Consider the following 22,944-nt stretch of genomic DNA (forward strand, 5'->3'; position numbering starts at 1 on the left):
GATTAGTCAAATACTCCTTTATTTTTGGTGATAATTAATTTTAATCCATCTAATTTTTATGAAATCATCCATCCTAACAATCTTATCCCTTGTGATGAGTCTGGCTACTTATGCCCAGACTGTATTTATCAACGAAATCCATTATGACAATGCCAGCTCCGATACAGGAGAGGGTGTGGAAGTTGCCGGCCCGGCCGGAACCGATCTGAGTAGTTACTCGCTAGTGGCCTACAATGGCAATGGCGGGTCTTCTTACCAAACCATTTCTCTATCTGGTACTTTACCCAATCAGGACAATGGCTTTGGTACCGCTTTTTTTGCGATTACTGGCCTTCAAAACGGCTCCCCTGACGGGGTAGCATTGGTGCAATCGGGTACCGTCATACAGTTTTTGAGCTATGAAGGCACCTTCACTGCAGTAGGCGGCCCTGCTGATGGCATGACGAGTACAGACATCGCTGTGACCGAAAGTGGCTCTACTCCTGTAGGTTTCTCACTTCAACTGAGTGGTACGGGTAGTACCTATTCGGATTTTAGCTGGGCGACTGAAGCGGCAGAGACTTACAATGCTATCAATGCTGCCCAATCTTTCGGTGGTGTTCCTGATACCATAGGCAATCCTGGCGATACGGTGGTAGTAGTCACTGACGGAACCATCTTTATCAATGAGATCCACTATGACAACAGCGGCGCGGATACCGGCGAAGGGGTAGAAGTAGCAGGTACTGCTGGATTAGACTTGTTTGCTTTCAGGCTGGTACTTTACAATGGCAATGGAGGCAGTAGCTACTCAACTGTGACGCTGACTGGTAGCTTTTCGGATCAGCAAGCGGGTTTTGGTACGGCGTTCTTTCCTATCAGTGGATTGCAAAATGGCTCACCAGACGGTATCGCTTTGGTAGATGCCGATGACAATGTCATAGAGTTTCTAAGTTACGAAGGCTCATTCGTGGCATTGGGAGGTCCCGCTGACGGTATGAATAGCACGGACATAGGGGTAGTCGAAAGCAGCGGGACTGCCGCAGGCTTCTCCCTCCAGAAGACGGGAACAGGCTCTGAAGCCGATGATTTTATTTGGGTCGATCCCATGGCGGCTACTTACGATGCGATCAATACCGGTCAGACCTTTGTGTCTCCTATTCCTGTAGTATTTATTAATGAGCTACACTATGACAATGCCAGTTCTGATACGGGAGAAGCCATAGAAGTAGCAGGTACAGCAGGTACTGACCTAAGTGAGTATTCACTGGTACTTTACAATGGCAATGGCGGTTCGGTCTACAAGACTACTGCACTCTCAGGTATTTTACCTGATCAGGACAATGGCTATGGAACCCTGAGTTTTGCAATCAGTGGGATACAAAATGGTTCGCCCGATGGTGTAGCCTTAGTTACTTCGGTAGATTCTGTACTACAGTTTTTAAGTTATGAAGGTTCTTTTGTAGCGGTAGGCGGTCCTGCCGATGGCATGAGCAGCACTGATATAGGTGTGAGTGAAACCGGTTCTACTCCGGTAGGATATTCCCTTCAGTTGACAGGCACGGGCAATAGTTATACAGACTTTGTCTGGGCGGAGGCTATGGAGAGCACCTTCGATGCGATCAATACAGATCAAAGCTTTGGTGGGGTGATAGAGCCACCAGTCCCGGATTCGGATACGGTCACTGTCGCTCAGGCACGAGCTATGGCTGTAGGAGAGGAAGTAGTACTGCTGGCGACTCTCACTGCTACTGATCAATTCGGTGGCCCAGCTTATTTGCAGGATTCGACAGCAGGAATCGCACTATTCGATTTCTCGGTCCATGGAGAAGGTTTGTTCGATATCGGAGATCAACTATGGATCACTGCAGAGATTGGTACTTTTAGCAATCAGATTCAATTGGTCAATGTCGATACTGTGGTGCTAGTCGGACAGCAAAGTGTCTCTCCAGATACAGTGACCATCGACCAGCTAGCCAACTACGAGGGTCAGCTCATCACAATCCAAAATGCCACCTTTGCACAGTCAGGCGGTCTGCTCTATCCTAATTCTAACTATGATATATCTGATGCCACGGGCAGTGCGCAGGTCAGAATCGATGCGGATGTCGATCTGGTAGGCCGAATGATTCCGGCAGGAACCACTACCATCACAGGTGTTTTGGGAAGGTACCAATCTACCTTGCAGCTTTTGCCTCGATTTATCCCGGATATGCCGGATGCGGAAGCCTACGAGCCTGCTGGATCAGATATTCCTTTTGAAAACACGGTGGATATTGCCACCTGGAACATGGAGTTTTTTGGGTCAGAAATAGCCAACTACGGTCCAAGTGATGTAGCACTGCAGATGCAAAATGCCATCACGATCCTTGAAAACCTGCATGCTGATATCATCGCGGTACAAGAGGTGTCAGAAGAAAGTTTGCTCGATTCAGTAGCGACGGCTTTAGGTTCTTATAATTATGTATGCTCGCAGGTCTATTCTTACTCTTTTGAGGAACCGAATCCTGGCGATCCCTTCCCTGCGCAAAAGTTGTGCTACCTCTACGATACTACCACAGTGGATTACATATCGGATCGTGTGATTTTTGATCAGTTCTATACCGATGCTAGAACGGGGGTAATCAATGATTTGGATGATCATCCTGGATCGAATGGGGCATCTTCGTTTTGGTCGAGTGGGCGACTGCCTTATATGCTCACAGCTCAGGTATCTGCCATGGGAGCGACCAAAGAAATCAATCTAGTGAATATACATGCTAAGTCTGGTGCTGGTTCTAACGATTTGGCTCGAAGGGCTTATGATGTGGCAGTCCTAAAAGATACGTTGGACGCCATGTATGGAAGTGAAAGTGTGATCATTCTCGGAGATTACAACGATGACCTGGACGAATCCATTGGTGGAGGTGTATCTAGCTATGAGGTTTTGTTGCAGGATACCGCCGCTTATCAGGCTCCAACTTTAAGCTTGAGCGAAGCAGGTTTTAGGTCTTACTTATTTGCTGACAATATGATCGATCACATTATGATCTCGAACGAGCTTATTTCGGATCTGATTGAGGGGTCAGAAACCACGATTATTCCTTTTGGGCTGGTAGACAACTATTCGGGCACCACATCGGATCACCTGCCGGTTCGGGTGAGGTTCGATATAGTGGAGCCAATAGAGATGGAGCTAGCAGGAGATACGGCGCTTTACTATGGCTATGAACCACTATCAAGTGGAAAACTTTCAGTGACGCCCAGTGGAGGTGTGGAACCTTACAGCTACCTATGGAGTACTGGAGAGACACATGCAGAGATCAATGTAGCTCCATCAGTGACTACAACATACAGTGTACAGATCAGTGACAATAGCGGTCAGGTACTGACGGATAGTCTCACAGTGTACGTAGAAGATGTAACCTGTGGTAGGAGAGATGACAAAGTCAGTATCTGCTGGAGAGGCAATGACCTCTGTGTACCCAGCCATGTGGCTGAACGGATGCTGGAGCGAGGAGCCTCGTTAGGTAGTTGTGGTCCAGACAATCTTCCATATATCGAAAAAGTAGACACTTATCCGAATCCATTTTACTCAGATTTCAATGTTAGAGTTAGTGCAAATAGAGATTTTCAAATGGAGGTTTTGATTACCGATTTTTGTGGTATGGTGGTGCACAGTCAAGTGTATGAGATATCTACTGGAATGAACCACCTTTCGCTTCAATTGACTGGAATCCCACGTGGTTTTTATTTCCTACAGTTGATCAATAGAGATACCGGATCAATAGAAAGAAGGCAGACACTTATTAAAAAGTAAAAGGATTTGAATGGTGAAACCGGCCAATATGTAGCTACATATTGGCCGGTTTTTTTTGTACTTTCCTGTTCTGTTCTGAAAATATTGTGATCTGTGTTTTGTGTTGTTGTTAGAATAGTACAATCGATAAGTTGAAAAGCCACATTAGAGAGGGGGTAGTGTAAAAAAAGTACACTGAAAATTTGATTGTGTGTTTTAAATGTTAAACTTTGAATTGTATAATTTGGATAATTCCATCTTGAAAAGAAACTTCCTTCATATCGTCTTCTCCTTGATCCTCACCTTTGCGGTGACGGATTATCTATGGATTGAATTATTCATAGATGACGACAAGATAGTCGCAGAACTAGAGACTGAAAAGGAGAAGGAATCCGAAGAAGAGCTTCGAGAAGGGGTACATCTCAAAAGCAAACACGATCCGGTCTTGTTTGGCTGGTCAGAGGTCAACTATCCTCCGGCAGAGCAGCTTCTGTTTTTTACTGGATATCTAAGACACGGCAATTCCTTTTGCCCAAGTGTAAAAAGTTCCGCTCCCAAATTATTCCTGCTACAGCGGCGGCTGAAGATTCATTGTTAGTTTCTTATTTATTGCAAAGGGTCCCACTGGAATCAGCGGGGCCTGTTTAAGCCTATTCTTTGCCTAAAACGAATCTAGGCAAGAATCATCTGTTGGTTATCCCCAATAGTGCTTTCGTGGACATTAAATAAGAAATCAATGACTATCATAGAAATAAGAAATGCAAGGAAGGCTTCCTTGTATCAACTACTTGTACTCTTAAGTTTGAGTACCCTCATATTCGGCTCTGGCTGTGAACATAAAGCTGAGCACCATGAACTTGAATCGAAGTACGCTGTAACCAGCCCTATCAAAAGAGACACGCTTACTACCCGGGAGTATGTATGTCAGATCCACTCATCCCAGCACATAGACCTAAGAGCTTTGGAAAGAGGTTATCTGGAAAAGATTTATGTGGATGAGGGACAATTCGTAAAAAAGGGCCAGCTCATGTTTCAGATCATGCCGAGACTATATCAGGCAGAATTGGAAAAAGCAGAAGCTGAGGCGCATTATGCAGAAATCGAATATAGAAACACCAAGAAACTGGCAGAGAACAATGTCGTGTCGCCGAATGAACTAGCACTGGCTGAAGCCAATCTGGACAAGGCCAAAGCGGAATTGTCTTTGGCTGCTGTTCATTTAGATTTTACCAAAGTTCGAGCGCCATTTGACGGTATCATGGACCACTTGCATGTTAGACTCGGTAGCCTTGTAGATGAAGGGGAGTTACTAACTACTCTGTCAGATAACCACGAAATGTGGGTGTATTTCAATGTGCCGGAGGCCGAGTATCTGGATTATAAAATCAAGGTAAGTGAAGACTCAGCCTTGAGAGTGAAATTAATGATGGCCAACAACAAGCTTTTCTCACATGAGGGAGAAGTGAATACCATAGAGGCTGATTTTAACAACGAAACAGGGAATATTGCTTTTAGAGCCACATTTCCAAACCCTAAAGGTTTGCTTCGACATGGCGAAACAGGTAATATCCTGGTAGAGGCTCCATTGAAGGATGCTTTGTTGATTCCTCAGAAGGCCACTTTTGAGATTTTGGATAAAAAATATGTATTCGTTTTGGGAGATGACCATGTGCTTCATTCGAAGCAGATTGTGGTGGGAGCAGAGCTGCCTCATCTCTATGAAGTGAAAGCAGGGTTGACAGAAAATGATAAGATTCTTTTAGAAGGTCTGCGCAAAGTGAAGGACGGTGATAAAATCGGGGTTGATTTTATAGACCCAGTCAAGGTTCTTTCTGAACTAGAACTATACTCTGAGTAATTCATCACTTCTAAAACGAATCAATCATGTTTTTTAGTAGAATAATACATCGGCCAGTATTGGCCATCATTATATCTATTGTGCTTCTGTTTACGGGGGTGCTTGCGATTAAGACTTTACCGATTTCGCAGTTTCCGCAGATCGCGCCAACTACTGTGAATATTTTCATTGCATTTCCAGGATCCAGTGCTGAGGTATTGGTCAATTCCACTTTGATTCCTCTAGAGCAGGCTATCAATGGGGTGCAGGGGATGCGCTACATATCCTCGGATGCAACCAGTGCTGGTGAGGCGACCATCAGAGTGATTTTCGAACCGGGTACGGATCCTAACCAGGCGGTAGTCCGGGTCAAGACTCGGGTAGATCAGGTGTTGCCTTTACTGCCTCCATTGGTGCAAAGGGAAGGGGTGATTATCACTCCGATTCAGCCTAGTATGTTGATGTACGTCAACCTCTACAGTACCAATACGGATGATGATGAAAAATTCTTATATAACTACGCCAATGTGAATATGATTCCTGAGATCCAAAGGATCAACGGAATTGCAAGGGCGCAGATATTGGGTAGCCGTCAGTTTGCCATGCGTGTTTGGTTGAAGCCAGATCGTATGAGAGCTTACAAGATTTCGGCTGAAGAGGCCGTGGAGGCGATGATGGAGCAGAGTATCATAGCCCGTCCCGGTCGATTGGGTAGAGCAGACAGTAAGGATGCTCAGTTGCTGGAGTATGTTTTGACCTATCAGGGTCGGTACAATAAGCCCGAACAATATGAAAAGATCATAGTTCGTGCCAATGAAGAAGGGGAGATCATTTATCTCCGGGATATTGCAGAGGTAGAATTGGGAAGTGAATTTTTTGATATCTACTCTAACCTGGACGGTTATCCATCAGCTTCTATCGTATTGAAGCAAACAGTAGGAAGTAATGCTTCTAAGGTAATCGAAGATGTGAAAGCTGAGCTGGAGATTATGAAAGAGTCTTTTCCTCCTGGGATGGATTTTAAAATTAGTTATGACGTTTCCAACTTCCTGGATGCCTCGATCGAACAGGTGATTCATACCTTGAGAGACGCCTTTATTTTGGTAGCGCTGGTAGTATTTATCTTCCTGGGAGATTGGAGGTCTACTTTGATTCCTATTATCGCAGTGCCAGTATCCTTGATTGGTGCGTTTTTCATCCTTCAGATCTTTGGGCTGTCCATCAACCTGATCACGCTTTTTGCCCTGGTATTGGCCATTGGTATTGTGGTGGATGATGCGATTGTCGTAGTGGAGGCTGTTCACGCGAAGATGGAGGAGAAAAATCTGTCTCCTTACAATGCAGTAAGAGAAGTGATGGGAGAAATCAGTGGTGCGATTATCGCGATTACGCTGGTGATGGTGTCTGTATTCTTACCGATTACTTTCATGCCAGGCCCGGTAGGGACATTCTATCGCCAGTTTGGTATTACCATGGCGAGTGCGATTATCCTATCTGCAATTGTAGCCTTGACTTTGACTCCAGTGCTTTGCGCCATGTTGTTGAAAAATGACCATGGCAAAAAGAAGAAGCAGAATATCATGACCAAAATGTTGGATGGCTTCAACAGGGGTTTTGAAAAACTAACGGGTGGCTATGTGAGCCTGCTCAAGAAGATAGTAAATCGAAAGGTGGTGACCTGGGGAGTGTTGGCGGCTTTTGCTGCGGGGATTTATATCCAGAATAGTCATCTGTCTTCAGGATTCATCCCTAACGAAGATCAGGGGACCATTTATGCCATTATTCAGACGCCTCCGGGTGCTACACTTGAGAGAACCAACAAGGTGGCTCATGAATTACAGCAGATTGCTGAGAAAATTGAAGGCATTGAGTCTGTTTCCGCCTTGGCTGGATATGAGATCATGACAGAGGGACGTGGATCGAATGCAGGTACCTGTTTGATCAATTTGAAAAACTGGTCTGACCGTGAGCACTCTGTTCATGAGGTCATGGAAGAACTGGAAGAGGAAACTAGAAACCTGGGAGCCATTATCGAGTTTTTCGAACCACCAGCTGTACCTGGATTTGGAACATCGGGTGGATTCTCTATGAGAATGTTGGATAAGACCAATTCCACAGACTATCAGGAATTTGACAGAATCAATACGGTCTTTATGGATGCCCTGAAAGAACGACCGGAACTTACTGGTCTGTTCACCTTCTTCGCGGCTAACTACCCTCAGTATGAGATGATCATTGATAACAAGATCGCCATGCAAAAAGGGGTTTCTATTGATGCAGCCATGGAAAATCTTAATATTTTGATTGGTAGTACTTATGAGCAGGGCTTTATTCGTTTCGGTAGATTCTTCAAAGTACACGTTCAGGGTCACCCGGATTACAGACGTTATCCTTCAGATCTGGATGAGTATTTTGTGAAAAATGAACATGGTGAGATGGTGCCCTACTCTGCATTCATGAAGTTGGAAAAACGTCAGGGACCCAATGAGATTACGCGTTTCAACCTCTACAATTCTGCTTCCATCCGAGGACTGCCGGCCAAAGGTTACACCACAGGTGATGCGATCGAAGCGATACGCGAAGTAGCAGCTGCTACCTTGCCCAGGGGCTATGATGTAGCCTTTGAGGATTTGTCATATGACCAATCTCGCAGGGGGAATGAAGCGCTTTTTATCTTCATTATCGTAATCATATTCGTTTATCTGGTTTTAGCTGGACAGTATGAGAGCTTCTTGCTACCTCTGGCTGTGATTCTCTCACTTCCGATGGGGATTTTTGGTTCGTTTGTGATGCTGAAGATGATGGGACTCGCCAATGATGTTTATGCACAGGTAGGACTGATCATGTTGGTGGGGCTGCTGGGTAAAAACGCAGTGCTGATTGTCGAGTTTGCTGTCCAGAAACATGCGCAGGGAGCTACTGTTCTGGAGGCAGCGATTGAAGGTGCTAAGGTGCGTTTTAGACCGATTTTGATGACTTCATTCGCATTCATTGCGGGGCTGATTCCCCTGGTTATTTCACATGGTGCTGGCGCTGTGGGCAACAAGACCATTGGTTCTTCTGCCCTGGGAGGTATGTTGTTGGGTACCGTTTTCGGGGTAATTATCATCCCAGGTCTGTATTACATCTTTGGTAAGATGGTAGAAGGTAAGAGCATGATCAAGGATGAGCAAAGTCAGCCATTCACTGAAGAATATGTTCATACCATGGAAGAACAAGATAGGTATTTGAGAGAGCGCGCTAAGAATCGCTTAGAATCTCATGATGATGACACCAAAAAATAGAAGAGAAATGTTGAGTAAATATATATTCAGAATGATGGTATTGGTCGCAATGACCACTGCCATATATTCCTGTACCCCAGAGTTGGTCACTAAGACAGAGGATGTCTCTATGCCTGATCAGTTCAGTGAGGATCTGGACACAACCAATGTGGCTCAGATGAATTGGAAAGAGTATTTCGCCGATCCCTATTTGGTGGCATTGATAGATACAGCTTTGAGCAACAATCAGGAGCTGAACATCATGCTGCAGGAAATGATCATCTCTGGCAATGAAGTGATGGCTAGAAAAGGGGAATACTTGCCTTCCGTGGGGCTAGGTGCTGGCGGAGGAGTCGAAAAAGTGGGACACTACACCCGAGATGGGGCGGTAGAGGCCAATACTGATATCGCTCCGGGAAAGGAGTTTCCTGAGCCCTTAGGCGAAATGGGTGTAGGTGCCTACGCAACCTGGGAAATAGATATTTGGAAAAAACTTCGCAATGCCAAGAAGTCTGCTTATCGCAGGTATTTGTCTTCTGTTGATGGCAAAAACTTCATGGTGACTCAGTTGATAGCTGAGATTGCGAGTTCTTACTATGAATTGTTGGCACTTGATAACGAACTGGCTATCGTAGAGCAGAACATTGAGATTCAGAGCAATGCACTGGAAATCGTGAAGCTGCAAAAACAGGCGGCTCGAGTAACAGAGCTGGCTGTTCGAAGATTCGAGGCACAGGTTCTCAATACTAAGGGACTTCAGTACGGCATTCGTCAGGAAATCATCGAAACGGAAAACAAAATCAATTTCTTAGTAGGAAGGTATCCTCAGCCAGTGGAGAGAAATCCTGAGACCTTTGCGAGTTTTAGACCCAAGTCTGTGCAGACAGGGATTCCTTCCCAGTTGCTTCAGATGAGACCCGATATTCGTGAAGCAGAGATGCAGTTAGCAGCATCAAAGTTGGATGTTAAAGTGGCAAAGGCCAGATTTTATCCTTCTTTGGCCATCACTGCAGGTGTGGGTTTTCAGGCCTTCAATCCGGAGTATTTTGTGAAATCTCCTGAGTCATTGGCGTACTCTGTATTAGGCGATCTGACGGCTCCATTGCTGAATAGAAAGGCGATCAAAGCGCAGTACTACAATGCCAATGCTCAGCAAGTTCAAGCAGTCTACAACTATGAACAGACGATTTTGAATGCCTACATCGAGGTGGCCAATATGGTTTCAAAGATTGGCAATCTGGAGCAGCGCTACAATTTGAAAGCGGAACAAGTTGAAGTACTAAATCAATCGGTAGAAATCTCTAATTACCTGTTTACCAATACGCGAGCAGACTACATGGAGGTACTACTGACACAGCGAGAGGCCTTGGATGCCAGATTCGAACTGTTAGAAACTAAAATGCAACAGATGCATGCCTGGATCAATATCTATCAAGCACTTGGTGGAGGTTGGAACCAGTACAGAGAATAATTCCTGTATAAACTATTCGGGTTAAAGATCCTTTTATCCACTTGCTACGAGCCCTGTATTGAGATATTATTATTTCGGTATGGGGCTTTTCTTCTAACTTGAGTTGTTGATGAGTCAGACTATAGATAATTTGAGCTTTGAATAAAGTCAGATAAGGTTCAAAGAGTAGATATAGATTGGAAACATTTTCATTGACCATTGAGGTTTTAGTTGTTGGCTTGCTCTTAGCAGGATTAATGACAATAGTCAAGTATCCTAAGGATGTGGTTAGAGGATTTTTTAATCTTTTTAGACCAGAGGCTACAAGTATACGATCATGGATATTCTTCCCGATTTGGATGGTTGGAAGATTAATTGAGGTTACTTCAAAATTTGAAATTTACGATCATGAAGAAGGTGAGAATTTTTCTGAAGAACCTTACAAATCAAATAAGAATTTAAAATTTGATTTTGCATCAGGAACAAAATACTTAGTTACGAATATTGATTCTGCGGAGACCCTAAAGGTCATTAAAGAATTTATAGGTTATTCTAGTTCGAATATCATATTTGAAGACTTTTCAGTAGAAAGTAAATTTCCTGCCGTAGTAAAATGTCCTGATGAAATACGATTTTATGATTTTAATTTATTGATCCAATTTTTAAGTAATGAGAATAAATCATCTTATTGTTATGGGCTTTTCAAATCTGAAGAACTTAGCTATTATAGTTATCAGGATTCAGCAACGACTCATAACATAATAGGCAAAACTAATAGCGGTCAAAAGTTTTCAATCTACACTCTGGATGATTTGAATAAGAAGGTTCACTTAAGGTTGAATCAGAGTATTCAGATAAATGAAATGAAGGTTGAACTTCAAGAAATCTAAATCATCGTCTAATCAAGTTGCTCTAGCAAGGGAAGGTGGCAATGAGTTTATTTTAACTTTTGTGATTGCTCCCATTCAATCAAAACAGGCAAATGATCTGAAATACAGAGGCCATTGGATCTTTTGTCATTAACCGCTCTATAGCTTAATACCTTCAGGTTTTTGCCAAAGATGTAATCAATCCTTTGACTAGGAATGAGTTGGCTGTCAAAACCATTGAATGTGCCCACTGGTCCATAGGGTTTAGAAAGCGAGGAGGTATAGGTATCTTCCAGTTTCTGAGTCAATATTTGAATGGGCGTGTCTGAAGGCAGACTATTAAAATCTCCCATCAGTATCAAACTTTTACTTTCGGTCTTCAATGCTTGTATTTTAGTCAGGAGGAGGGAGGCTGATTTTTCACGTGCTATTTGCCCCATATGGTCGAAATGGGTGTTGATCACAAATAGAGTGTCGCGACTATTCAAGTCTCTAAAAATCCCTATGGTCGCTACGCGTTTATAGCTGGCATCCCATCCAATAGAAATTTGACTGGGTGTAGGGGAGAGCCAAAAGACTTCTTGATCTAGGAGCTGGTACAAAGTCGAATCATAGAATATGGGAGCCGATTCGCTGTTGCTTCCTTCACCTTCTCTTCCAAATCCAATGTATTTGTAACTGGGTAGTTGCTCGTCGATATATTCGTTTTGTATGGGTAGGGATTCTTGCAGTCCGATGAAGCCAGGTCGATAATAGTTCAATAATTCACATAACTCAGCTTTTCTATTGTCCCATTGATTTTCTTGGTCGTTGGTGGTGGCGTATCGAATGTTATAGGTCATGGCTCGATTTTGAGCTACTGAATGAAACCTGACCAATAGCATAATGGCTAAAAGGAAAAGAGTAATGCAGGATAATTTTTTCATGTCGGACCTGTGTTTGACTTTAAAGCTATATGTTCCACATGTGAATCCAAAAGGCAAATAAAAAGCCCCTCGTATACTGGACACGAGAGGCTAATAAACCAAACAATCAAATATCGGGTTAAGTGATTTCTAAATGTTTAATCAAAGAGTGTATTTGTTTTGGGCGATCATTTGGTCGGCGATTTCCCTTCTCAATTCCTTTACATTAACTGGATTTGATTTGGTAAATCGCTTCAATCCCATCAGCATGACTTTTTGTTCGTCACCCGTGGTAAATGATGCAATGGCATCTTTGCCGGCTTTGTTTACTTTTTCTGCTGCTTCGTACAAATAAACCTTGGCAGCATTCACTTGCAGTTTGTTGGCTTCTTCACCTGTCAGGCCAACGAGCTTTTCTGCTCGCAACACAGCTGATTCTGCTGCATAGATTTGGATCATCATATCCGCGGCGTCCATCATGATTTCCTGCTCATGTTCAAAGGCTGGTCCAAAGGTTTGAGCTGCTTTACCAGCTACCATCAGTACGGCCTTTTTCAATCGTTTCAATACTTCTTTCTCTTCCGCAAAGGGCTTAGATAGATCTGGCATGTCAAATGAAGGTACTGAAGTCAGCTCCTTAGAAACAGCCATGGCAGGTTCCATGATGTTCAATTCCCCTTTCATAGCTCTTTTTAGGATCATGCCGACCATGAGCATTCTGTTGATTTCGTTAGTGCCTTCGTATATTCTGGTGATTCTGGCATCTCTATACGCTCTTGCCATTGGCGCATCTTCAGAGAAGCCCATACCGCCATAGATCTGAACACCCTGATCTACTACATAATCCAGCGCTTCTGAACCCAGAATTTTCACTATCGCACATTCGATGGAGAATTGCTCAAAGCTTTTCAGTTTAGCTTCCCCATCGTCCATGCCATTGGCGATAAGATCTTCGATGCAATCATCGATATTCTGTCCTGCACGATAAGAGGCTGCCTCTACTACCCAGGTCTGAATGGCCATTTCAGCTAATTTGTGTTTGATGGCTCCAAAGCTGGAAATAGGAGTATTGAACTGCTTTCTTTCATTGGCATAGTTGACGGCATAGTTGATAGTCTCTTTACAACCACCTAATACACCCGCTCCCAATTTGATACGGCCAATATTCAGGATGTTTACCGCGATTTTAAAACCGTTCTCTCTTTCAGATAGCATATTCTCCACAGGGACCTTGCAGTCGTTGAAAAATACTTGTCTGGTAGAAGAACCTTTAATCCCCAGTTTCACCTCTTCGTCATTCATGGTGATGCCACCAAATGACTTCTCAACGATGAATGCGGTGAGTTTTTTGTCGTCCTCGATTTTAGCAAATACGATGAAGAGATCAGCAAAACCGGCATTGGAAATCCACATTTTCTGGCCATTGATTAAATAGTGTTTGCCATCTTCAGTCAATGTTGCTTTGGTTTTTCCTGAATTAGCGTCCGATCCTGCATCTGGCTCAGTCAGGCAGTAGCATGATTTCCATTCCCCTGAGGTGATAAGGGGTAAATATTTTTTCTTTTGCTCTTCGTTACCATAGTATAAAATAGGCAGCGTACCGATACCTGTATGGGCACCATAGGTGGTAGAAAAAGATCCTGTCTCACCAATGATGTCAGCGATTAGCATGGAGGTATTAAAATTCATACCGAGTCCACCATATTCTTCAGGGATTGAAACCCCTAATAGACCTAATTCACCGGCTTTGGTCATAAGGTCGGGCACTGTATTGCCTTCTTGTTTTTCGATTTTATCTCTGATCGGTTGAATCTCCTTTTCGATAAAATCTTTGGTGGCTTGCGCCATCATTTTTTGTTCTTCGGTAAATTCTGAAGGAATGAATATATCTTGTGCTTCCGTTTCCTTGATGAGGAATTCTCCTCCTTTAATAGATCTTTTGAGTGTTTGGGCTTCCATAGTCTTCTACAGCTTAAAGTTATTTTATTCTAAAAGTGTTATGCATGCATAATATGTAGAGTAAATATATAAAAATATAGTATGCATGCATAATAAAGTGTAAAAGATTTTCATCCTTTTTATAAAATGGACTGTTAAGATAGAAATAGGGATATAATGAAGTATATTTAAAGAACTCACCCTTTTAAAAATAGCAGTTATGAAGAAGCTTATTTCCCTTTCTTACCTTATTGTTTACCTTTTCATAATTGCTTGCGATGGAGGAGGAGACTCTATGATAGACAGCAGCAATCCTGATGCGGTGTCTCTTTCTTTGAAAATGGAGGGTGCCACTAGATATTCAGGAAGTCCTCCTGCCCCCTCCAATGAGTTAGCGGCCCCCGTACTGTATAATTACAGTAAGGATTTTACAGTAGGCGCCGGTGGTAATGCAGGTATTGAGTTGTATGCTTTTGATTACATTATTTCTGGTGTGTATCTACAGGTCATTGGTGCGGATAGTTATTGGGATATTCCTGTAGGCAGTCTAAATGGTACCAAGGTTAGCCCAGATCATCAAAGTCAATCTCGTGCTCTTGCCACTAAGGAAGATTACGCATTGATCTTACCCATTCCGAGCAAACTAAGTGAAGGAGAGTTTTGTGTGGAATATTCGGTATATGATGCGAATGGGCTGGTGAGTAATGTTGTTTCGCTGTGTATCAAGGTAGTGGAACCAGGAGGGAAAAACAGTGAGTTCCTAATTGGAGAATGGTCGGGTTTGAAATATGTACAAAAGCAAAACGGTGTTATAGAGGAGAGCATCATTGGTGAAACCTATGCCAATGATTTTACCCTGCAGGCCTATTGCTATGATGCCTATGTCGATCTGGAGATTAACGAATCCTATACTGAGAACTATCTCCATTTGAATATTTCTAAGGATGGGGGACTCACTTTAGAGAATGAAAGAAACATCACCTCTTTGGACTATACCAATTCTACTTGTGATGAGTTGGTTTATGTCAATAATCAAAGAGTGGATGATGCAGGTGGTGTTTGGACTTTTGATGCTGAGACCAATGAGTTTGTCATGGCATTGGAGGTGACCTATTACTATGAAGGGGTAGAATCTTTGGATAATCAGGCGATCAGAGGAGAGATGATAGTAGAAGATGGAGTTTTAATATTTACCCAATACAGTATCCTGGATAGGGAGAGTTATTATTCGATTCATTTTAAGAAAAAATGAAGCTTTTAATAATAATGATTTGAAATTCATGTTTAGTATTTATTGTTTAACCTAACATTTAATAGATATGATGAAATATGGGAAATACCTATTGTTTACTGCTCTAGTGCTATTTTATTCTTGTGATGATGGCAATGAGGGAGGAGAGGAAATTGATGCATCAGATGCAGATGCAGTAACGAATGCCATTGATATAGCAGGCTCGACAGTTGTAAATGGGACCCCACCAGCACCTAGTAGTGATCCAGCTGCACCAGCTTTGTTTGACGATTCGGATAATGCCATAGTGGGTGCAGGCGGTAATGTTTCTCTAGATCTGGATCTCAGCAATGGGAGCATTGCAGGTGTTTATCTTCAGTTTGAGGGTGCAAGTTCATACTTAGACATACCTTTGACAAGCCTAGTAGGAGCCAGAGCAGTTTCAGACCATGATAGAAAATCAAGAATGCTTGGAGTCAATGAAGATTACGACTTAGTAATCCCAATCCCGGAGTCTTTGAAATCTGGTGAAATTTGTGCGGACTACTGTGTATATGATGAGGAAAATCGAGTGAGTAATATCGTCACGGTATGTATCGAGATCGTAGAGCCAGGAGGGGCAAATAGTGACTTCCTGATTGGGCAGTGGAAAGCAATCAAATTCGTAGAAACCTATGATGGTCAAACTGAAGTGGAAGAGATAGGCGTAGAATATATCTATGAATATGAAACTACGATAGCATGCAACGGAGATTATACTTCCATTACGGCTATGGAAAAAGATCTCGAGGAATATCTTTATTTGACTTTTGCTAGCAATGGAGGAGTTGAGTTTGAAAATAAATATTCTTATACATATTTAGATTATGATAACTCGAATTGTGAAGCAGTATACTTTTCGGAAGAAGATATAGAGAGTGGAACAGGTGTTTGGGCATACCAGGATAGTGACAACTCAATAGTAATGGCTTTCGAAATCACTTATCTGGAAGATGGTGTGGAATACACTGAAAATGATGCAATAGAAGGTAGTATTGAATTGATCGATGGGCAATTGGTCTTTACTCAATATGACGAAGATTATCCAGACGAATCTTATGCCATTTACTTTGTCAAAAGATAATTGATACTGATATAATTTTTATTATGAAAACCGAAGGGCAGTCCTCTTCGGTTTTTTTGTGTTTTGTAGAACACAACTATTAAAAGCTCTTCAATAATGGCATTGATTGGTCACTCTGGATAATCCAATTATATTTACTCTTTTATCAACCAAATAAATAAAAATGAAATCAACTAGATTTATTACGATGCTCCTATTGGGGCTTTTTTTTTATTCATGTGACGATAACGATGGGGTAGATCTTATTGATTCTTCTGATCCGAATGCTGTCATTGCTGCATTAGAAGTGGAGGGTGCGGTTTTCATAGAGGGAATGCCACCTTTGCCAAGTGAAGATCAAAATGCACCAAAACTCTGGGAATATGAATATGACGAGCTGGCAAAAGTCGGAGCTGGGGGTAATATGAATTACTCGGTAGATTTGTCCCAGGGAGATGTAGCAGGTTTATATTTTCAGATTGAAGGGGCTGATGGTTATTTGGATATTCCAAAGACAACGTTAAATCAATCCTTTGAAGTTTCTGACAAACATTATATGTCACGTTTACTACAAACTCAAGAGGATTTTGCTTTGGTTATTCCAATTCCAGAAGCATTAACCTCAGGTGAAATTTGCGTCAATTATTGTGTTTATGACTCAGAAAACAGAGTAAGTAATGTAGTAAGTAGATGTATTGAAATTGTGGAGCCAGGAGGAAAGAATGGGGACTTTTTGGTAGGTGAATGGAATGCAATTAAATACGTTGATCACTATGACGGGATGACTTATGAATATTATTTTGGTGTTCCTGATGAATATACGTACGGAACCACTATTCCATGTAATGATGAAATAATAGAAGTCGAAATAACAGAATCTTATGAAGATAAATTCTTACATGTGACATATTCTAAAAATGGAGGTCTTAGGTATAAAGCAGAAATGATAGATATTTATTTAGATGAAGAAAATTCTAATTGCTCTCCTTCATATCTTGAAGAAACCACAGCATTTGATTTAAATGGGGTATGGTCCTATGATGATAGTAATGGTAGTATTGTCCTGGCGCTTGAGTATGAGTTCTCTTTTGAAGGTGTAGAGAAAACAGAAAATGTAGCAATTGAAGGGTCGATTGCATTGGAAGACGGACTATTGGTGCTTACACAGGTAGGAGATGAATATCCTGATGAAATTTTCAAGATGTATTTTGAGAAGAAATAAATCTCAAATAAATGCAGTGAAACCGAAGGGCAGTCCTCTTCGGTTTTTTTGTGCCCGATCCATTTTAGATAATCTACAATTCATATAGTTGATCTGACGGTTCACTGCTTCTTCTTATTTTTATTTGGCTTCCTGGCCGATGTTTGAGTCATCAAAACAAAAAATCAAATGACTCAATCTACACTAATCATTCTTATCACCTTTTTGCTTGGGACTGAGCTAATGGCGGCTCACGTTTCCGGACGGGTGACAGACACCCAGGGAGAGGCTCTTCCGGGAGTCAATGTTTACATCAAGGACTCTTATGATGGTGCTACCACCGATCTTGAAGGGCGATTCAGTTTTAGTACTTCCGAATCAGGGGAGCAAACGCTGATCGCCAGTTCTATTGGTTTCAGAGCATATGAATCCACAATCAATCTTAATGGTGATTTGACTTTTCAGATACAACTAAGAGAGGAAGTCAATCGCTTATCAGGCGTCACTATCACAGCGGGGAGCTTTGAGGCGAGCGATGAGAAGAAGTCTACCATCCTGAAACCACTGGATATAGCGATGACTGCCGGTGCTGCTGCGGATATCCCAGGAGTACTCAATATGCTGCCTGGTACTACAACCAATGGAGAAACTGGACGCCTGTTTGTCAGAGGAGGTACGGCGAATGAAACCCAGGCCTTTGTCGATGGTATCTGGGTGAACAATTTCTACTCTACGACGGCAAACAATGTTCCAAGCAGAAGTCGTTTCGATCCATTCTTGTTCAAAGGGACTTTTTTTAGTACCGGAGGTTATTCAGCAGAGTATGGTCAGGCATTGTCCTCTGTTTTGTCACTCAATTCGTTGGACCTGGCAGAAGAGACACTGACCGATATAGGCGTCATGACCATAGGCGGAGATGTGGCCCATACACAGCGATGGGACGAAGCATCGCTATATGGCAAGGTGCAATACACCAACCTGGATCCATATATGAATTTGGTCGATCAGCAGTATGAATGGAAGGATGGTCCTACCTCTATCAATGGAACCATGATGTATCGTCAACGAATCAAAGGCAAGGACATGCTAAAGGTGTTTGCCAGCTACGATCAGAGCGATTTTCATGCGGTGATACCGAGTATTAACAACCCAGGGGGGAATGATATGGCATCAAGTAACCGAAATGCTTATCTGAATGCCACCTACAAGAAACCCATCGGTGATCATTCTATGGCCTATGCTGGGCTATCTTATGGTAAGTATGATGAGACTACAGATTTTAACTCCATAGACATCATGCAAAGCACTCAAAGTGTCCATGGCAAAAGTTATTTCACTACAGATGTCAATCAATTGTCTGTTAAAGTAGGTGGCGAATGGATCTATCAAGGTGTGTCGGAAGATACTGAACTGTCTCCGTCGGAAGAATATAAAGCCAAATATGACAATTCACTGGCTGCTGGCTTTTCAGAATTGGATTATTACCTGACCAATGATTTGACGGTGAGAGCCGGACTGCGCTATGCTTACTATTCTGCTTTTGATCAGGCCAAATGGTCGCCTAGGGTATCGATGGCTTATAAGACTGGAGAATATTCTCAATTGTCTGCTGCCTTTGGAAAATTCCACCAATTGCCGCAGAGCAAACTGATGCTGATAGGAGATGAGTACATCTCTCCAGAAGAGGCCAATCATTATATTCTGAGTTATCAAAGAATCACTGAGGGCTTTACTTTTAGGTCGGAAGTTTATTACAAGACCTATGATCAATTGGTAACTTATTCAGCAGCTGATCCATTCAATCCTACCACATTTTCCAATTCAGGAAAGGGATATGCCAGAGGTTTGGATTTATTCTTCAGAGACACTAAAACGATCAAAAATGCTGACTACTGGATTTCTTATTCCTTTATTGATAGCAAACGTAAGTTTGAGAATTATCCTGATCAGGCCAGGCCAGACTTTACTGCCATGCACAATGTGTCAGTGGTGTACAAGCACTTTATTCCTGTGCTGAGAACACAGGTGGGTGCCAGTTGGAATTTCAATAATGGCAGGCCTTATAATGATCCCAATGATGATGTTTTCAATGGACAGCGAACCAAGTTTTATTCTGATCTTAGCTTCAATTTTGCTTATCTGTATCGACAAAACATCATTCTTTACGCTTCAGCAAGTAATTTGCTGGGAAGAGACAATGTGTTTGGGTATGAATTTGAAAATCAACCTGGGACTGACGGGGTGATGGATGCCCGTCCCATAGGACAACAGGCCAAACGATTCTTTTTTGTTGGGCTCTTTATTTCACTGTCCAAAGACAAACAATACAATCAATTAGATAAATTATAAAAACAACTTAATAAGTAGACAAATGAAATATTTAATCATCTTTTGGCTAGGCCTTTTGAGTTTTAGGAATGAAGTAAAAGCTCAAGATTTTGAACTCACCATCTTGGTGCAGAATGTCCAAACATCGGACGGAAAAGTGCGGGCAGGCCTCTATGACTCAGAAGGGACATTTTTGAAAGAAGGCGTCTATGTAGCAGGAGAGGCTAAAGAAAAAGAGGTGGCAAAGCTCGTATTCAGTGGAGTAGCCCAGGGGAAATATGCGGTCAGTGTGTTTCATGATGAAAATGACAATGAAGAGTTGGATACTATGGTGTTTGGTATCCCTTCTGAACCCTTCGGTTTCTCCAATGACGCCACCGGATCTTTTGGGCCTCCGACATTTGAGGACTCCAGCATCGAAATGAATCAAGACAAAACCATATCAATTACTTTAAACTAATACCACTATGAAAACGCTAATAGCAACCCTATTTACTATAGTTTCAATTCATGCTTTTGCTGGCGAAGGTCAGTTCGAAAAAGCGATGACCAGCAATATCAATAAAATTTGGACTTCACAGAGCTCAGATTTGGATCAATTGACTCATACCTTTACACGAATTGCGGAGGCAGAAAAGGACAAATGGACGCCATATTACTACGCCAGTTTGTGTCAGGTTTTTAAATCCTTTCAGACCGCTGATCTCAAAACCAAGGATGCAGTACTAGATGCAGCGCTTGAAAAGTTAACTTTGGCTGAAAACCTAAGTCAGGACAATTCCGAAATCGTAGCACTTCAAGGTTTCGTGTACATGCTGAAAATCGAGGTAGATCCAGGTACCAGAGGTCAAAGCTTGTCTCCGAAAATTTATCAGCTCTATGGGAAAGCCCTTAAACTGAATCCAGAAAACCCACGAGCGGTTTTGTTCATGGGACAGATGCAAATGGGCTCAGCTCAGTTCTTCGGTCAGTCAACGGATGAAGCTTGTCAGATGATCATGAGTTCAATTGATCTATTTGAAAAGCAATCGGATGAAGATCCTGTGGCACCAAGTTGGGGAATGTATGGAATCGAAAGATGGACCAGCCAGTGCAGTCCCACTGAATAAACCAAAAAAATGACCGTCTCGAAAGTTAGATTCATGCGAAAAATACTTTTGGGACGGCTTTCCTTATTTCCTGATCGGATGATTAGATTTGTTGGCTATGAGTGAGAATGAAGCGGTATGCGTAAGCCCTCAGCAAAAGTGGCGAAAACTAGTATGGACAGCAGGGATTGTTCCCTTACTGGGAAGTATCGTGATTTCTTATTTCTTCTGCCCGACCTGTGTGGAGCAGGGTAGATACTCTGAGTTTGCTATATCTACTGTTATTTCTTACATGTATTGGATTGCTTTGTCTTTTGGCAATTCCTTTTTGGTAGATAGACTGGAGCGATACTATACGTGGTTGGAAAAACCAGTGACGCGTACCATTCTTTCCATTTTGCTCATGTCGATCTATACGGTCTTAGTGGCTTTTGTGATGAATTTTCTGATCGTAGAGTATTTGATTGGGAAAGATTTCTGGGAGTCATTAGAAGGGGGACATTTAAAGGGAAGCATCACAAATACGGTTATCATTGCGCTATTTATTTCGCTTTTTTTCCATGCCAGAGGTTTTTTTATCTCGTGGAGAGAAATGGCAGTTCAGAATGAAAGACTCAATACCGAAAATGCCAATTCTAAATTGGAGACGCTCAAGAGTCAGGTCAACCCGCATTTTCTTTTTAATAGTCTGAATGCACTGACTTCCCTGGTATATGACGATCAGCAAAAGGCCGTAGAATTCATCCAGAAACTATCGGCAGTCTATCGCTATGTGATCCATCAGCAGGGAAACGAACTGGTGACAGTCGAAGAGGAATTGGATTTTGTCAAAGCTTTCGTTTATCTCAATCAAATCCGATTTGGAAAGAATTTTGGAGTGGAAATTACGGGAGAGGAGAATATGATGGAGGAATCTTCCCTGCCGCCTTTGGCCTTGCAGATGTTGATCGAGAATTGCATTAAGCACAACGAGATTTCTAAGGCTTGTCCCTTGCATATCATGATCTTGATAGGCTCTGATCATATCATAGTAAAAAACAATATCAATCCTATCCAGCAGGAAAAACCAGACTCAACAGGTCTGGGTTTGAAGAATATCAAAAGCCGCTATAGTCACCTCACTAAAACCGAAGTAGAGGTTCGAAAGGAAGAGAATGAATTTGCGGTGAAACTACCTATCATAAAACTTAAAAAGTCGTGAATGTATTGATTGTAGAAGACGAGGGGATAGCAGCTGATCGTTTGGAGCGATTGGTTACAGCGCTTCGTCCTAAGGTTCGGATATTGGAACAGTTGGATACAGTCAAATCTGCTGTCAGTTGGTTTCAAACTAATGAGATGCCTGATTTGCTGTTTTTTGATATCCATCTGGCCGATGGGTCTAGCTTCGAGATTTTCGAGCAGGTCAATATCCACTGTCCGGTCATATTTACCACCGCATATGACCAATATGCCATCAAGGCATTTGAAGTCAATAGTGTCGATTACCTTCTAAAACCTATTGAGGAGCAAAAGCTGGAAAAGGCTCTGAGTAAATTTGAATCCTTGAACCAGCCAAACGCACCGATAGATGTAAATGAACTCAAGTCTTTGATTCAAGGGAGTCAGAAAAAATACAAGGAGCGCTTTGTGGTAAAGGTAGGAGAGCATCTGCGCAGTATTCCGGTGGATCAGGTAGATTGCTTTTATAGTGAGGAAGGTGCCACTTATCTGCTGGATGCGAAGGGACAGAGGGTCATCGTAGATTATGCCTTGGATCAGCTGTCGGGTTTAGTCGATCCGGGTCATTTTTTTCGAATCAACCGAAAATTCATCATCCGAATGTCAGCGATCCAGGATATCGTTTCGTATTCTAATAGTCGACTAAAAATTGCCTTGCCTCATTTGGACAACAATGAGTTAATTGTATCTAGAGATCGGGTAGGGGAATTTAAATCCTGGTTGGATTGTTAGAATAGCGAACAAAAATCAGACA

The 22,944-nt window shown here is 42.3% G+C and carries 16 protein-coding genes; 14 read left to right on the top strand and 2 right to left on the bottom strand.

Annotated elements, in window-relative coordinates:
- Positions 1–58: 58 nt before the first annotated feature.
- The 6 genes from N7U62_RS02745 to N7U62_RS02770 all read left to right on the top strand — a co-directional run bounded on the left by N7U62_RS02745 (position 59) and on the right by N7U62_RS02770 (position 11,197).
- On the top strand, positions 59–3,778 hold the full coding sequence (locus tag N7U62_RS02745) for a DUF5689 domain-containing protein (protein ID WP_264136345.1): 3,720 nt from the start codon (positions 59–61) through the stop codon (positions 3,776–3,778).
- A gap of 238 nt (positions 3,779–4,016) precedes the next feature.
- Complete coding sequence (locus tag N7U62_RS02750; RefSeq protein WP_264136346.1) at positions 4,017–4,355, top strand: hypothetical protein; 339 nt, start codon at positions 4,017–4,019, stop codon at positions 4,353–4,355.
- 138 nt (positions 4,356–4,493) lie between these two features.
- Positions 4,494–5,615 (top strand): efflux RND transporter periplasmic adaptor subunit, encoded by a 1,122-nt coding sequence (locus tag N7U62_RS02755; RefSeq protein WP_264136347.1) that lies wholly within the window; start codon positions 4,494–4,496, stop codon positions 5,613–5,615.
- Between the two features lie 26 nt (positions 5,616–5,641).
- Positions 5,642–8,878, top strand: a complete 3,237-nt coding sequence (locus tag N7U62_RS02760; protein ID WP_264136348.1) for an efflux RND transporter permease subunit — start codon at positions 5,642–5,644, stop codon at positions 8,876–8,878.
- A gap of 7 nt (positions 8,879–8,885) precedes the next feature.
- Entirely contained in the window at positions 8,886–10,328 is a 1,443-nt protein-coding gene (locus tag N7U62_RS02765) for a TolC family protein (RefSeq protein WP_264136349.1), read from the top strand.
- A 176-nt stretch (positions 10,329–10,504) separates the two neighbouring features.
- On the top strand, positions 10,505–11,197 hold the full coding sequence (locus tag N7U62_RS02770) for a hypothetical protein (protein ID WP_264136350.1): 693 nt from the start codon (positions 10,505–10,507) through the stop codon (positions 11,195–11,197).
- Positions 11,198–11,244: 47 nt separating this feature from the next.
- Here N7U62_RS02770 and N7U62_RS02775 read toward each other — a convergent pair whose 3' ends face one another.
- Positions 11,245–12,102 carry an endonuclease/exonuclease/phosphatase family protein gene (locus N7U62_RS02775; RefSeq protein ID WP_264136351.1) on the bottom strand — a complete coding sequence of 286 codons (858 nt, stop codon included), beginning with the start codon at positions 12,100–12,102 and terminating at the stop codon, positions 11,245–11,247.
- Between the two features lie 141 nt (positions 12,103–12,243).
- A complete protein-coding gene (locus tag N7U62_RS02780; RefSeq protein WP_264136352.1) occupies positions 12,244–14,040 on the bottom strand; it encodes an acyl-CoA dehydrogenase FadE in 1,797 nt (598 codons plus the stop codon).
- 199 nt (positions 14,041–14,239) lie between these two features.
- Between N7U62_RS02780 and N7U62_RS02785 the strand changes: the two genes are divergently transcribed.
- From N7U62_RS02785 to N7U62_RS02820, 8 genes are all read left to right on the top strand, one after another.
- A complete protein-coding gene (locus N7U62_RS02785) occupies positions 14,240–15,271 on the top strand; it encodes a hypothetical protein (RefSeq protein WP_264136353.1) in 1,032 nt (343 codons plus the stop codon).
- A gap of 67 nt (positions 15,272–15,338) precedes the next feature.
- The gene (locus N7U62_RS02790; RefSeq protein WP_264136354.1) at positions 15,339–16,373 is read left to right on the top strand and encodes a hypothetical protein; all 1,035 of its coding nucleotides are present in this window, start codon (positions 15,339–15,341) and stop codon (positions 16,371–16,373) included.
- Between the two features lie 163 nt (positions 16,374–16,536).
- A complete protein-coding gene (locus N7U62_RS02795; protein WP_264136355.1) occupies positions 16,537–17,574 on the top strand; it encodes a hypothetical protein in 1,038 nt (345 codons plus the stop codon).
- A 168-nt stretch (positions 17,575–17,742) separates the two neighbouring features.
- Entirely contained in the window at positions 17,743–19,902 is a 2,160-nt protein-coding gene (locus N7U62_RS02800) for a TonB-dependent receptor (RefSeq protein WP_264136356.1), read from the top strand.
- A 22-nt stretch (positions 19,903–19,924) separates the two neighbouring features.
- Complete coding sequence (locus N7U62_RS02805) at positions 19,925–20,341, top strand: DUF2141 domain-containing protein (protein ID WP_264136357.1); 417 nt, start codon at positions 19,925–19,927, stop codon at positions 20,339–20,341.
- A 7-nt stretch (positions 20,342–20,348) separates the two neighbouring features.
- Positions 20,349–20,990: a tetratricopeptide repeat protein gene (locus tag N7U62_RS02810; RefSeq protein ID WP_264136358.1), complete on the top strand. Its 642-nt coding sequence runs from the start codon at positions 20,349–20,351 to the stop codon at positions 20,988–20,990.
- 97 nt (positions 20,991–21,087) lie between these two features.
- Positions 21,088–22,170 (top strand): sensor histidine kinase, encoded by a 1,083-nt coding sequence (locus N7U62_RS02815; protein ID WP_264136359.1) that lies wholly within the window; start codon positions 21,088–21,090, stop codon positions 22,168–22,170.
- Complete coding sequence (locus N7U62_RS02820) at positions 22,167–22,922, top strand: LytR/AlgR family response regulator transcription factor (protein WP_264136360.1); 756 nt, start codon at positions 22,167–22,169, stop codon at positions 22,920–22,922. The genes N7U62_RS02815 and N7U62_RS02820 overlap by 4 nt, the downstream gene beginning before the upstream one ends.
- Positions 22,923–22,944: the final 22 nt, after the last annotated feature.

The organism is Reichenbachiella ulvae (assembly GCF_025833875.1).
Classification (GTDB): domain Bacteria; phylum Bacteroidota; class Bacteroidia; order Cytophagales; family Cyclobacteriaceae; genus Reichenbachiella; species Reichenbachiella ulvae.

What these genes read in the sequence shown, in the direction of transcription:
- N7U62_RS02775 (WP_264136351.1), bottom strand. Translation starts at nt 12,102, where the DNA reads ATGAAAAAATTATCCTGCATTACTCTTTTCCTTTTAGCCATTATGCTA.
- N7U62_RS02795 (WP_264136355.1), top strand. Translation starts at nt 16,537, where the DNA reads ATGAAATCAACTAGATTTATTACGATGCTCCTATTGGGGCTTTTTTTT.
- N7U62_RS02745 (WP_264136345.1), top strand. Translation starts at nt 59, where the DNA reads ATGAAATCATCCATCCTAACAATCTTATCCCTTGTGATGAGTCTGGCT.
- N7U62_RS02810 (WP_264136358.1), top strand. Translation starts at nt 20,349, where the DNA reads ATGAAAACGCTAATAGCAACCCTATTTACTATAGTTTCAATTCATGCT.
- N7U62_RS02785 (WP_264136353.1), top strand. Translation starts at nt 14,240, where the DNA reads ATGAAGAAGCTTATTTCCCTTTCTTACCTTATTGTTTACCTTTTCATA.
- N7U62_RS02760 (WP_264136348.1), top strand. Translation starts at nt 5,642, where the DNA reads ATGTTTTTTAGTAGAATAATACATCGGCCAGTATTGGCCATCATTATA.
- N7U62_RS02780 (WP_264136352.1), bottom strand. Translation starts at nt 14,040, where the DNA reads ATGGAAGCCCAAACACTCAAAAGATCTATTAAAGGAGGAGAATTCCTC.
- N7U62_RS02815 (WP_264136359.1), top strand. Translation starts at nt 21,088, where the DNA reads ATGAGTGAGAATGAAGCGGTATGCGTAAGCCCTCAGCAAAAGTGGCGA.
- N7U62_RS02800 (WP_264136356.1), top strand. Translation starts at nt 17,743, where the DNA reads ATGACTCAATCTACACTAATCATTCTTATCACCTTTTTGCTTGGGACT.
- N7U62_RS02790 (WP_264136354.1), top strand. Translation starts at nt 15,339, where the DNA reads ATGATGAAATATGGGAAATACCTATTGTTTACTGCTCTAGTGCTATTT.
- N7U62_RS02765 (WP_264136349.1), top strand. Translation starts at nt 8,886, where the DNA reads ATGTTGAGTAAATATATATTCAGAATGATGGTATTGGTCGCAATGACC.
- N7U62_RS02755 (WP_264136347.1), top strand. Translation starts at nt 4,494, where the DNA reads ATGACTATCATAGAAATAAGAAATGCAAGGAAGGCTTCCTTGTATCAA.
- N7U62_RS02805 (WP_264136357.1), top strand. Translation starts at nt 19,925, where the DNA reads ATGAAATATTTAATCATCTTTTGGCTAGGCCTTTTGAGTTTTAGGAAT.